Annotated in this window: 9 protein-coding genes and 3 pseudogenes; 6 read left to right on the plus strand and 6 right to left on the minus strand. The window is 42.5% G+C overall.

The genetic code is table 11. The features are described 5' to 3' along the window. Positions 1-2 precede the first annotated feature (2 nt). The gene (gene fadA / locus BFG52_RS14975) at positions 3-1,175 is read left to right on the plus strand and encodes an acetyl-CoA C-acyltransferase FadA (RefSeq protein WP_067558021.1); all 1,173 of its coding nucleotides are present in this window, start codon (positions 3-5) and stop codon (positions 1,173-1,175) included. Between the two features lie 65 nt (positions 1,176-1,240). Here the strand turns inward: fadA and BFG52_RS14980 are convergent, their stop codons facing one another. The 4 genes and pseudogenes from BFG52_RS14980 to BFG52_RS17355 form a co-directional block, all read right to left on the minus strand. Continuing rightward, the gene (locus tag BFG52_RS14980; RefSeq protein WP_067558023.1) at positions 1,241-1,618 is read right to left on the minus strand and encodes a hypothetical protein; all 378 of its coding nucleotides are present in this window, start codon (positions 1,616-1,618) and stop codon (positions 1,241-1,243) included. A 60-nt stretch (positions 1,619-1,678) separates the two neighbouring features. Beyond that, positions 1,679-2,101: pseudogene (locus BFG52_RS14985) on the minus strand (hypothetical protein); the annotation flags it as partial. Positions 2,102-2,539: 438 nt separating this feature from the next. Continuing rightward, the gene (locus BFG52_RS17350; RefSeq protein ID WP_228703771.1) at positions 2,540-3,265 is read right to left on the minus strand and encodes a hypothetical protein; all 726 of its coding nucleotides are present in this window, start codon (positions 3,263-3,265) and stop codon (positions 2,540-2,542) included. A gap of 93 nt (positions 3,266-3,358) precedes the next feature. Continuing rightward, positions 3,359-3,543: pseudogene (locus tag BFG52_RS17355) on the minus strand (transposase); the annotation flags it as partial. 41 nt (positions 3,544-3,584) lie between these two features. Here BFG52_RS17355 and BFG52_RS17135 point away from each other — a divergent pair. From BFG52_RS17135 to BFG52_RS15010, 5 genes and pseudogenes are all read left to right on the plus strand, one after another. After that, positions 3,585-3,749, plus strand: a pseudogene (locus BFG52_RS17135) (RNA-guided endonuclease InsQ/TnpB family protein); the annotation flags it as partial. Positions 3,750-3,891: 142 nt separating this feature from the next. Next, on the plus strand, positions 3,892-4,542 hold the full coding sequence (locus BFG52_RS14995; protein ID WP_067558029.1) for a paraquat-inducible protein A: 651 nt from the start codon (positions 3,892-3,894) through the stop codon (positions 4,540-4,542). Beyond that, positions 4,539-5,360, plus strand: coding sequence for a paraquat-inducible protein A (locus tag BFG52_RS15000; RefSeq protein ID WP_067558032.1), 822 nt, complete (start codon positions 4,539-4,541; stop codon positions 5,358-5,360). Before BFG52_RS14995 ends, BFG52_RS15000 begins: the two co-directional genes overlap by 4 nt. 2 nt (positions 5,361-5,362) lie before the next feature. Next, complete coding sequence (locus BFG52_RS15005) at positions 5,363-7,015, plus strand: PqiB family protein (RefSeq protein WP_067558035.1); 1,653 nt, start codon at positions 5,363-5,365, stop codon at positions 7,013-7,015. Then, positions 7,016-7,729, plus strand: coding sequence for a PqiC family protein (locus tag BFG52_RS15010; RefSeq protein WP_067558038.1), 714 nt, complete (start codon positions 7,016-7,018; stop codon positions 7,727-7,729). Between the two features lie 195 nt (positions 7,730-7,924). Here the strand turns inward: BFG52_RS15010 and BFG52_RS15015 are convergent, their stop codons facing one another. Continuing rightward, positions 7,925-9,466 (minus strand): IS1182 family transposase, encoded by a 1,542-nt coding sequence (locus BFG52_RS15015; RefSeq protein WP_067552400.1) that lies wholly within the window; start codon positions 9,464-9,466, stop codon positions 7,925-7,927. Between the two features lie 85 nt (positions 9,467-9,551). Next, on the minus strand, positions 9,552-13,745 hold the full coding sequence (gene rpoC / locus BFG52_RS15020) for a DNA-directed RNA polymerase subunit beta' (protein WP_067558041.1): 4,194 nt from the start codon (positions 13,743-13,745) through the stop codon (positions 9,552-9,554). Positions 13,746-13,848 lie beyond the last annotated feature (103 nt).

Raw genomic sequence — 13,848 nt, forward strand, 5'->3', positions numbered from 1 at the left:
GAATGGCTACTTTAAATCCACGTGACGTTGTGATTGTTGATGGTGTACGTACCGCCATGGGCAAATCGAAAAACGGTATGTTCCGCAATGTACGTGCCGACAGCATGTCTGCTGAATTGGTACGTGCACTCGTTGCTCGTAACCAGTTTGATGTCAATGAAGTTGAAGATGTAATCTGGGGTTGTGTCAACCAAACCCTCGAACAAGGGATGAACGTTGCACGTAACATCGCGTTATTGGCTGATCTTCCTAAAACAGTTGGCGGTCAAACCGTAAACCGTTTATGTGGTTCATCTATGCAAGCCTTGCACACTGCGGCAGCGCAGATTGCGACCAACCAAGGTGAAATTTTCATCATTGGTGGTGTTGAGCACATGGGTCATGTTGGCATGATGCATGGTATTGACCTCAACCCTGAAGCATCTAAGCACTATGCCAAAGCATCAAATATGATGGGCTTAACGGCTGAAATGCTCGGTCGTATGAATGGCATTAGCCGTGAAGAGCAAGATAAGTTTGGTGTTGAATCACACTTACGAGCATGGTCTGCTACGCAAGAAGGTCGTTTTAACAACGAAATTATTGGGATTGAAGGTCATAATGCCGACGGTTTCAAAATTTTGTGTGATGTCGATGAAGTGATTCGTCCAGATGCAAACTTAGAAACATTCCAAAGCTTACGCCCTGTATTTGATCCAAAGAACGGTACAGTAACGGCAGCAACATCATCAGCATTGTCTGACGGTGCGTCTGCCATGTTGATTATGTCAGCACAACGTGCACAAGAACTTGGTTTGAAACCACGTGCTGTGATTCGCTCTATGGCGATTGCTGGCTGTGATGCAGCAATTATGGGTTATGGTCCTGTACCTGCAACACAAAAAGCACTGAAACGTGCGGGTCTCTCTGTTGCAGACATCCAGACCGTAGAACTCAACGAAGCCTTTGCTGCGCAAGGTTTATCTGTACTGAAAGGTCTTGGTTTATACGAAAAACAAAATATCGTTAACCACAATGGTGGTGCAATTGCATTAGGTCACCCATTGGGCTGTTCTGGTGCGCGTATTACCACAACCTTGCTAAACGTGATGGAACAACAAGACACGCAAATCGGTCTTGCCACCATGTGTATCGGTTTAGGTCAAGGCATCGCAACCATTATTGAGCGTGTTTAAGATTAAATTTTCTGAACACTTCTAAAAAATCCCCGTTTTAAACGGGGATTTTTTAATGATCAAGCTTACTTCGTTGCGCGGGCACAGATTCTAAAATCATTCCCCACCCAACAGGATTTATCCGTCTTGGAACGTTGTGCTGCACCCCATTGAGTATAATTGCCATACGTCAAGGAATCACTGACTTCAGCCACATTGGGCTGAGTGATATCGACATTTAAACTCATGATTTCTCGCAGTAAAGCTTTGGTGCTATCTGCATTTTGCAAAGAAAAAGAGCCATTTTCATGCAAGATAAACTCACACTGCCCTTTAAAACTCAGCTTCCCCCCTTCTTCGACTTGGCAGTTGGCTGTTTTTGCCCAAGAGGTCGAACTCAAAGCTAGCCCCAAACAGAGTGCAGCTATCGATACATTTAATTTTTTAAAGCGCGTTTTATTCACGTGAATGCTCCAAGCTTAGCGTAAAAAAATATAACCATCCTGGTCATCATCTGCAAAGGATTATAAGCCAAATTTAGACAGGACATCTGGTGTTAGAAATGAAGTCACTAATTTATTTAAGTCAATATAACGTACCACACCATTTAACTGCTGCTTCACTTCAGGTGTCCCAATAATCTCTTGCCCAGTGATTTGCCCCAATTGCTGGAAGCTATCAGCAACAGCTTGAATACCTTCTGCTTTAATCACAGCCTTGGCTTGTACTGCGCATTGATCAACAACAATACGCTGTAAAACCTGTGCAAGCTTCTGATCTAATTGTGTCTTTTGTTCTGGTGTAACAGCACTAAAGCTTTTTAAATCTGGATGTGCCGACAACGCAGCAAAAGTCCATTGTAAGACTATGGTTTTGTCACTCGCAGTGGTCGACTTGACTAAACAATCGCTCAATTGATCGACAACAGGGCTAGCCATAGCCGATTGAGCTCCTGCAAATACTGTGACTGAAAAGCATGCGGCTTTGCCCGCAATGGAGATTTTTGCTTTAGCGACTTTATAAAAATTATTCAACATTGTGCTACTCCCATCAATAATGATGTCTTTGTAGCATAAAATACAGCTGAAATATAACGCTTTTAAGTGAAGAGATCTGCGCAATTCATTCTCAAAAGCATTACCTTTAAACCTTTAAACCTTTAAACCTTTAAACCTTTAAACCTTTAAACCTTTAAACCTTTAAACCTTTAAACAACGATAAAACCGCAAAAAGCGATTAGCGCACAGCAAAACAATATCAATCGCCTTAACCGTCTCAACAAGAACAAGCATCACGCCTGAGTGCATTATTATCAAGCTGCGGCCTTATTACGACGCTGTAACTCAGCATGAGTCTAGTCGCATGTCACAATCGACTTTTAACAACTAACAACGCTCATGTTTAACAATTTCGATGAGCTCTTTCTTATAACTTTGAGGAGCAAAAATATCATTGATTTTGCAACGCTCATCCTGACAGTCAAGCTCGAAATCTATACGGATTTTTTCACCAAAATTGACAGCTTCAACCCGAATGCGCCCATCACTTAATACTGTGTATTGAATGCTATTTGCACTGAAATCATGATCCCCACTGCCCGGAATTAAAATAGGTCGTACCCAATCACACATTTCACCGGCATATTGATCTGCAATGAGATCTCTTTGCTCAATTAACTTGCGCATTTCTGATGTGCCATAAAGCTTAATCAAGTCAACACCCATCAACTCATCATCTAACTGCTGGACATAGAGCTGTTTGAGAAACTTAATTTTCTGTTCAGGATTTGCATCTTGTTGCGCGGTAATCACCTGCGCATGTGCTTGGATAAACTGCCGTACATCATTTTGCACATCATCCCTAGCAGCAAGATATTGCTTTGCCCGCAAGACATCCTCACTGCTGGTTTTGGGATTTAAAATCATATCTTGCAGTTTTTGTTGTAGCTCGACGGGAAGTGAAGCTTCTAGCGCTTGATTCACTGTAAGCGTTGAGGCTGCCGCGAAAGGTGCTGATGCGGCATGAGATTCTGCCGTAGGTTCAGAGCTTTTCTCACAGCCAGCTAAGAGTATTCCCAAACTCAGAATCACAATACTTTGAATAAGCTGCATAATATAACTCAATATAAAGACCAGAAAATTATCTTTTGGAGCGTAAAACCTAGGGTTTAGCCCAAGGATATAAGCGACTGTCCTAAGCCATTGGTGTGGTGTTTGCTGTTGTTGGATGTATTGCTTAATCATCTCAATTGGCACACCACCACATGATGCAGTACAGTCGCTAGGCGACCACAGAACATTTCCCCATAGCTTGTTTTAATTTCAGCGTGTTTGCTTGTTAGAATGCGACAAGCACCCTTTAAACTATTCACTAAGCTAGAAATTGCTATTTACGGTTAGCCATAGACCCAATAGCCTAGACCAACTCGCATTGGAGGTGAACTTTGTCTAGGCTTATTATGCCACTACATGTCAATGATTTGTGTTTTAAGCACCTGCAAAGAAAACAACAATTTTTTCTGCATACGATATTGCTAAATACACGAAAGACACATCCAAACAGTGTAGTTTGCATAGCCAAACCATACAGGCAGTTGCAGCTAGAAATTACATTTATTTAATAATAAATATTTAAAAAATATGTGAAAATTAGTCACTTAAACATTCTAAAAACAAAAGGTAAAACTTAATTCAATGCATTCTTTGAGCAAAAGGATCAATTTAACGGATGTAAGTTTATGACGCATAAAAATAAACAGCCTTGCGCTTTAGAATCGCATCTGCAACAAAATGAACTGGTTGGCTGCGAAGAATGTGATGCGCTTTATCTTAAGGTTAAGCTCTTATCCAACGAGCGCGTGTATTGCACCTGTTGTGGCGCGGAGTTGTATCGTCGCAGCCAATCCTTTTCCTCATTGCTGGCGCTGGTGATTACAGCATTGATTATCTTTGTGATTGCCAATAGTTTTCCGATCGTCATCATTGAGTTACAAGGTAATACTTCACAAACCACCTTAATCGGTGCGGCATGGACGATGTTTCATATTGATCGTCCATTTGTTGGCGCTCTCATTCTCATGACCACCTTTATTGTGCCTTTCATTGAGCTGCTCTTACTCAGCTATATCTTAAGCTGCGTGGGGCTATTGCAATATAGACCACGCTACCTAAAACTGGCGTTTCGACTGCTCTTTGCTTTTCGGACATGGGGCATGGTTGAAGTCTTTTTAATTGGTGTCTTGGTCACACTGGTTAAACTGGTCGCGATGGTCACGATTATTCCCGGGGTTGCACTGTGGGCATTTACGATTTTAAGTATGCTGATGGTTTATATTGCCTCAATCAAAATCAAAGACCTTTGGAATGAAGTCGACCGGAGCTTAGCATGAAGCAAGATCATCACCAGCCGACGCAGAGCAATACTCAGGATGCACAACATGCGCATGTCGCCGCAGCACACACAAAGCACCTCCGTGCGATAGATTTTGGACTCATTCAATGTCATTGTTGTGGTGTACTGAATGCACCTCACTCGACGGGCGATGACGCCAGCATTACTGGCATTAAGAGATGTTCTCGATGCAACAGTAGATTACATGCGCGCAAACCACAAAGCTTGAACCGTACCTTTGCCTTAGTCATTGCCGCTGCCATTTTATATATTCCAGCCAATGTTTTGCCCATGACCCTTACCGACTCGTTATTTGGTCATCAGCAAGATACTATTATTAGTGGGGTAATTTACTTTTGGCAAAATGGCGATTATCTGGTGTCTGTGGTTATTTTCATGGCCAGTATTTTTATTCCCATTTTAAAATTACTTATTTTAATTTTTCTTCTGATTGCCGTGACCATGCAATCTTCAGCAAAATGGCAATTTTCCCCTGAGCACTGTGCTATTTTATATCGTATTGTGGAATTTATTGGACGTTGGTCAATGATCGACGTTTTTGTCGTGGCATTATTGACGGCACTGATTCAGATTCAGTCATTGGCAACGATCTTGGCTGGACCCGGTGCAGTTGCATTTGGTGCTGTCGTCATATTAACCATGTTTGCTTCACTGAGCTTTGATCCAAGACTCATTTGGGACAGTTATAACAAAGCACACCAGATCAATTCGCCGCTGGCACAACAGCTGCCGGCAGATGAACGACAAGATAAAACCGAACCGTCCTCACATGATTCAATAATAAAAGAAAGATGACTATGGCCGATAATACTGTAAATAATCCAGAAACAACACAAGACAGAACGCAGACTTCTGAGCATGCGGTGCTTCTGACTGAACCTGAAAAAAAGCAGAAGCGCTGGCGTCCTGCACTGATTTGGTTAGTTCCATTTGTCGCTTTGCTCATCGCAATCTCGCTTGCAGCCAAAGCAGTACTCGATAAAGGACCGTCTATTGATGTCTCTTTTCGGACCGCTGAAGGGTTGATCGCAGGCAAAACCACTGTACGCTATAAGCAAGTCGATATTGGCTTAGTCCGCCAAATTAATCTTTCTGATGATCGTTCGCACATTATTGCCAAAATTGATTTACGTAAAGATGCAAGTAATTTTGCCGCCAAAGATTCGCGCTTTTGGGTGGTCAGACCGCGTGTTGGTACCGGCGGAATTTCGGGAATTGATACCTTATTATCTGGTGCTTATATTGAAGTAGATGGCGGTAAAGCCACAGAAACACAAAATACTTTTACTGGACTTGAAATTCCGCCTGTGGTGCATTCGGACATGCCCGGTAAAGTGTTTTTCTTAAAAGCACAAGATCTTGGCTCTCTCGATATCGGTGTGCCGATTTACTATCGTAAAATTAATGTCGGACAAATTACCGCATACAAATTGGCAAGCGATGGGAAAAGTGTTGATTTACAAACTTTTATTCAAGCGCCTTATGATCAATTTGTCACAACCAATACACGCTTTTGGCAAGCCAGTGGTGTCGATGTGTCCTTAAATGCATCCGGTTTTAATTTAGATACTCAATCACTGGCCAGTATTGTTGCAGGCGGTATTGCATTTGATCATCCAGACAACGCAGCAGGTAGCATTGCACCCAATCAAAGTGCTTTTAATTTGTCCAACAGCCGAAAAGAAGCCATGAAAGCACCAGATGGTAAAGCCGCGCCAATTATCATGTATTTTGATAGCTCATTGCGCGGTCTTAGTATCGGGGCGCCGATTGATTTTATGGGTATCGAAATTGGCAATGTTAAAGCCATTAATGTCGTATTTGATCGCTCTTATACGCAATTACGCATGCGTGTAGATGCCAATATTTATCCAAGTCGCCTAGCACATGGCAAAGAGATTGATCCACAAGGTGAGATTTTCAAAAACTTTATTGCCAATGGTTGGCGTGCCCAGATTCGCACTGGAAACTTGTTGACTGGGCAAAATTATATTGCCTTTGATCGCTTTCCCAAAGCCAAAGCAGCACGCTTAAAAATTGCCGCAGATGGTGCGACCGAAGTGCCAACAACAGCAACGGAATTAAGTGGTTTACAAGCGCAGGTTTCGCAAATCGCAGATAAAGTGAGTAAATTCCCCTTAGATGAAATTGGGCAAGATGTTCGCAAAACATTGAACAACATGAATAAAACCATAGAATCTACCGACAAGTTAGTCAAACAGCTCGATGGCAAAGTCGCGCCCAACTTACAGGCGACACTGGATGATGTACGTAAAACCATGCAATCGAGTGAGTCGATTTTATCCAGTGATGCGCCAATGCAACAAGATATACGACAAGCACTCCAACAATTGACCCGTGCAGCAGCATCCTTACAGCTTATGGCAGATTATATTGAACAACATCCTGAATCATTGATTCGTGGTAAGAAAGCAGAGGCTAAGAAATAAATGAAAAGCATCGCTCAACGATCTTGCAACACTATTTTAATGATGCGCTTTACCACCATGATAGCGGCTGTGTTCGCGCTTTCAGCCTGCTCAAGTGCCCCTGTAGTAAACTATTATGCCTTAAACACGCAGGGTGCAGTTTTGACCGACTCCAAGGTCAGGGTGATTGAGGTCTTACCCGTGAGCTTACCAGATCGTATTAATCGCGTACCCATCGTGGTGCAGGATCTAAACGGGAAAATTAAAATTTTAGAAAATGAACGCTGGACCTCAACTTTAGCAGCGGAATTACGTGATAATTTATCTGCAGGCTTGCAACAACAACTCGGTGCAGTTGATCGCTATAACAGTGGTATGGTCGGTGGTAAGGTGGCTTATCGGATTGCCAGCGATTTTTCTCATTTCGATATCATCCATAACCCAAATGCACAGCAGCAGATTGAGGTTGCGGTGGCATGGATTGTAAAGCGCAATGATCCCAACACCAGCTTAGAAAAAAACACAACGCAGCATCAGCAATTGACCTGTCGAATGCATTTTACCCAGTCCGTCTCACCACCACAGCAAGATCAACCGCCACAGCATCATCAAATGCAAGATACCATCAGTGGTGCCAATATTGCTTTAAATCGCGTGGTCAATGCTATGGCACTGTCAATTGTCGCATTCGATGCCCAGAAAACCGCCCCTCTTACTGAGGGCAACTGTTCATAGAAGTTTAAGGTATTGATATATCAGCATATTGAAGTGTACTAAACCCTTAAGTATTCCGCATAAAAGAGGCTGTCCCATTAACTCAATGGGGCGGCTTTTTGTTTAAGTCATCTTCATTTTCACCATATTCTTTTTTGATCCTTAAAATATTTTTATTATTCCTCTTTTTACTTCTAAAAGTAAAAATGCAGCCTTTTAAGCTGCCATTTTCATCATATTGTGTGCTAAAGCATGTAATCCAAACTCTAAATTCACTTTTCGCATCCCTCTAAGCGTGAATCTCTTAAAGCCTCGATTCGACTTTATATGTCCAAACACCGGTTCAACTTCTATACTTCGTCGCTTACGCTTTTCGATTCCTTCTTCACTTAGTAAGCGTTCATACATTAACGTCCTGTAATGCTCTAAATGATGGTTTCTCTCAATTCGTCTATTGCCTTGGCTCTTATGGCAGCTACTTCTAAGCGGGCATCCTTCGCATCGCTGTGCCTCATAAATACTGATATGTTGAATGAATCCACTACTGGTTTTTGTTTGTTTATCTTTGATCTTCGTCATATGTTGTCCCATTGGGCAAACATAATAGTCATCAATCGCGTTGTAATGTAGATATTGCTTATTTTTTAAATTCTGTTTGGCTTTTTTACCACGTTGTTGACGACGTTCTAAGTCAAAGGTGCTGTATTTGATATACGCTAATAACCCTTGCTGTTCTAAATATTGATAGTTTTCCTCACTACCATAACCTGCATCAGCGGTAATAACTTCAAGTTCTTGAAACTGTTCTTCGCCATAAAGTTCACGCATTTGCTCTAAATGGGGCTTTAATGTAGGAAAGTCATTACTATTTTGATGCACGCTATAATTAACAATTACCTGATTTTCAGTGCTTATTTGAACATTATAACCAGCCTTAAGTTGACCATTTTTCATATGGTCTTCTTTCATCCGCATGAAAGTTGCATCATGGTCAGTCTTGCTATACGAATTGCGCCCATCAAGGATCTTTTCTTTTTCTTCGTAGTCTATTAGTCGATTCTTAAAGTTTTTTTTTACCGCACCTAATTTCTTTTTAGTCGCTTGATCCGGTTGAATCGAATGTTCATTCAAACGATCATCTATCGCTTTTAAAACTTGATCTATCGTATGCGATGATATTTCTGTGATTTCAAGCTTACTCGGCTCTTGATCGCCAACTTCGATTTGGTGAGCATACTTCCATAGTTCATCTAGCTGTTTAAGCATCTTAGCTTTGTTGGTTTTAATCGCATTACCCCACACAAAGGTGTAGCGATTGGCTTGTGCCTCAAGTTTGGTGCCATCTGTGTAAATCTCTTTTAAAGTAATGACTCCTTCTTCAGCTAACATCAATACGATCTGTTTGAATATGTCTTTAAAGCATTGCTCTAACTTTGAATTTCTAAAGCGATTAATCGTATTGTGATCAATAATGGTCATATTGCTTAACCACATGAAATTAATATTTTCACGTAGAGCTTTTTCGATTTTACGAGAGGAATAGGTATTGGTCATATAAGCGTAGACCATGATTTTAAGCATGAGTAGTGGGTGATAACCTGGTCGACCAGATTCATCATACGCATTTACTAATGGGCTACTGTCAATTTGATCCAATACTTTATTCACTAAGCGAACAGGGTGTTTCTCAGGAATCAAGTCATCAAAGCTATGAGGAATTAAGTGAAGTTGGTTTTGGTGATATGTCTTTATAGCCATCTTAAATATCCTTTTTTAAGATGGCTTAATTATACAGCAAAAAGGCTGCCTTTTGAGACAGCCTCTTTTAGATCTCAACTTAAACTTAGAATTGTTCTTCGTTTAAAGCTTGAGAGAAAGCTTGGTCAACTTCAGAGAAGTCATTCGCCAATTCAAATTCAGCAGCTTCCGCTTCTTGGCGACGACGCTCAAGATGGTATGCCAAACCTGTACCTGCAGGAATCAAACGACCCACAACAACGTTCTCTTTTAGACCACGTAGATCATCTTCTTTACCAGTGACAGCCGCTTCAGTTAACACACGTGTGGTTTCCTGGAACGATGCAGCGGAGATGAATGAGTCAGTTGACAACGATGCTTTGGTAATACCCATCAATTGACGTTCAAACTTCGCAGGGAACTTGTTTTGCGCATTAACAGCTTGGTTCTCTTGCACCACGCGGCTATAGTCAATTTGTTCGCCTTTGATAAAGCTACTGTCACCGCCATCGGTGATTTCAACTTTACGTAACATTTGACGCACAATGACTTCGATGTGCTTATCGTTGATTTTTACACCTTGTAAGCGATAGACGTCTTGTACTTCGTTTACGATGTAGTTGGTCAACGCCACTTCACCTTTCAAGCGTAAGATGTCATGTGGGTTTTGTGGGCCGTCAGAAACAACCTCACCACGGTTAACATGCTCACCCTCGAACACGTTAATGGTACGCCATTTTGGAATTAGTTCTTCGTAAACTTCTGAACCATCATCCGGTGTAATCACTAAACGGTTCTTACCTTTGGTTTCTTTACCAAAGCTCACGATACCAGACACTTCTGCCAAGATCGCATGCTCTTTGGGTTTACGTGCTTCGAACAAGTCAGCTACGCGTGGCAAACCACCGGTAATATCACGGGTACGTGAAGTTTCTTGTGGTACACGACCAATAACGTCACCCACACCAATGGTTTCGCCATCACGGACGGTCACAATGGTATTTTGTGGCAAGAAGTAGAACTGTTCACCACCGTCTTGGGTATCCAATACAATCGCAGGACGTAAATCTTTACCAGATACTGGACGTGCAGTCACTGGTAGGATCTCAACAGTGGTCATACCTGTTGCATCATCCGTTTTAGAGGTCGCAGTCACACCATCAGCAATTTGGCTGAAACGTGCTTTACCTGCAACTTCTGTAACCAATGGATGGGTATGTGGATCCCATGTCGCAACGATACCGCCTGCTTCTACTGCTTCGCCATCTTTCAACAAGATAGACGCACCGTATGGCAGTTTATAACGTTCGCGTTCACGACCTAGATCATCCGCAATACCGATTTCACCTGAACGGGAAACAGATACCAAGTGACCTTTGGCATGTTGTACAGTTTTAACGTTATGGAAACGTACTGTACCTTTGTTACGCACTTGTACGCTATTGGCAGCAGAAGTTCGGCTTGCCGCACCACCGACGTGGAATGTACGCATGGTTAACTGGGTACCCGGTTCACCAATTGATTGTGCCGCCATTACCCCGACAGATTCACCTGGGTTTACCAAGTGACCACGTGCCAAGTCACGACCATAACATTTAGCACAAACACCGAAGGTGGATTCACAGCTCACCACTGAACGTACTTTGACTTCATCGACACCGGCATCTTCAAGTTCCGCTGCGATTTTCTCATCAATGAGCGTACCACGCGGTAACACCACTTCATCATCAACAGCACGACGTACATCTTCGGCAGTTACACGACCCAATACGCGGTCACGTAACGCTTCGATTACATCACCACCTTGAATCAATGGGGTCATCACTAGACCTTCATTGGTGCCACAATCTGGCTCAGTAATCACCAAGTCTTGTGCCACGTCCACCAAACGACGGGTTAAATAACCAGAGTTCGCGGTTTTCAATGCGGTATCGGCCAAACCTTTACGCGCACCGTGTGTCGAAATAAAGTACTGCAGTACGGTTAAGCCTTCACGGAAGTTGGCTTTAATTGGGGTTTCAATGATCGAACCATCTGGTTTCGCCATCAAACCACGCATCCCCGCAAGCTGACGAATCTGCGCCGCACTACCACGGGCACCAGAGTCAGACATCATGTAGATGCTGTTGAACGATTTTTGTTTCTCGTCTTCACCCTGTTTGTTTTTCACAGTGGTATAAGACAAGTTGTCCATCATCGCTTTGGCAACTTGGTCGTTGGTACGTGCCCAAATATCGACCACTTTGTTATAACGTTCACCCGCGGTTACAAAGCCTTGTTCAAACTGATGTTCAATTTCACGCACTTCAGCTTCAGCTTTGTCAATAATTGCTTGTTTCTGTGGCGGAATAACCATGTCTTCCATACCAACCGATACACCAGAACGGGTTGCTTGGCGGAAGCCGAGGTACATCAATTGGTCAGCAAAGATAACTGTATCTTTTAAGCCCAATTTACGATAACAAGAGTTGATCAGCTTAGAGATGTTCTTTTTGGTCATCTCAATGTTAATTTGTTGGAAATCCATCCCTTCAGGAACAACTTCCCACAACAAACAACGACCTGGTGTGGTTTCTACCACAATGGTTTGTTGCTCACGTTCACCTTGCTCATTGATCACCGTTTGGTGTACACGTGCTTTTACACGCGCATGTAAATCAACTTGACCTGTTGCCAAGGCACGGTTTACTTCGTGAGTATCGGCAAATACCATGCCTTCACCTTTGGCATTGACTGCATCACGTGTGATGTAATACAAGCCCAAGACCACGTCCTGAGAAGGTACGATAATTGGCTCACCATTGGCTGGTGACAAGATGTTATTGGTTGACATCATCAATGCACGCGCTTCAAGCTGAGCTTCAAGCGTCAATGGTACGTGTACCGCCATTTGGTCACCGTCAAAGTCGGCGTTAAATGCGGCACATACCAAAGGATGCAGACGAATTGCTTTACCTTCAATTAAGATCGGTTCAAATGCTTGTAGACCCAAACGGTGCAAAGTCGGTGCACGGTTTAACATCACAGGATGTTGACGAATCACAGAGGCTAACACGTCCCATACTTCTGGTGTTTCACGCTCAACCATTTTCTTCGCAGCTTTAATGGTGGTTGCTTGACCAGAGGCTTGTAGTTTGGCAAAAATAAATGGTTTGAACAGTTCAAGCGCCATTTTTTTCGGTAAACCACATTGATGTAAACGTAGGTTTGGACCAACGGTAATGACCGAACGACCAGAGTAGTCAACACGTTTACCGAGCAAGTTTTGACGGAAACGACCTTGTTTACCTTTGATCATGTCTGCCAAAGATTTCAATGGACGTTTGTTCGAACCGGTAATGGCACGACCACGACGACCGTTATCTAACAAGGCATCGACTGATTCTTGCAACATCCGTTTTTCGTTACGCACAATAATATCTGGCGCAGCAAGATCAAGTAGACGTTTGAGACGGTTGTTACGGTTAATCACGCGACGATACAAATCGTTCAAGTCAGAAGTCGCAAAACGACCGCCTTCTAGCGGTACCAATGGACGTAAGTCTGGTGGAAGTACTGGTAGTACATTCATCACCATCCATTCTGGCTTGTTATTTGAGTCTTTGAATGCTTCCATCAATTTCAAACGTTTAGACGCTTTTTTCAGCTTCGTCTCAGACGTTGTTTGTGGAATTTCTTCACGTAAACGAGAAATTTCAGCTTCAAGATCAATGTCTTTTAACAAATCTTGAACCGCTTCAGCACCCATTTTCGCTGTGAATTCATCACCATGCTCTTCAAGCGCAGCGAAGTATTCTTCATCATTCAATAACTGGTTTTTCTCAAGTGGTGTCATACCAGGATCGGTCACCACATAAGATTCGAAATACAGAACACGTTCAATATCACGCAACGTCATATCGAGTAATAGACCGATACGGCTAGGCAATGATTTTAAGAACCAAATGTGTGCAACAGGAGATGCCAACTCAATATGGCCCATGCGCTCACGACGTACTTTTGCGGTAGTGACTTCAACGCCACATTTTTCACAAATTACGCCTTTGTATTTCATGCGCTTGTATTTACCACACAAGCATTCATAATCTTTTACTGGACCAAAAATCTTGGCACAGAACAAACCATCACGTTCAGGTTTAAAAGTACGATAGTTAATGGTTTCCGGTTTTTTTACTTCACCGTGAGACCATGACTTAATCATTTCTGGTGACGCAAGACCAATACGAATACGGTCAAATTCAACTGGTGTATAACCCTCTGAATCCGTCTTTTTACGCATGATATCGAGCAAGTCTTTCAATTTTTTTCTCCGTGTGTTGAGAAATAAACACTTCCCAACTGGGTCACAAATATTGTTTTTTCACTGAAAAATCTCCCTTGTCTGCGCTTATAAGCGCACACAA

Source organism: Acinetobacter larvae, assembly GCF_001704115.1.
GTDB lineage: Bacteria > Pseudomonadota > Gammaproteobacteria > Pseudomonadales > Moraxellaceae > Acinetobacter > Acinetobacter larvae.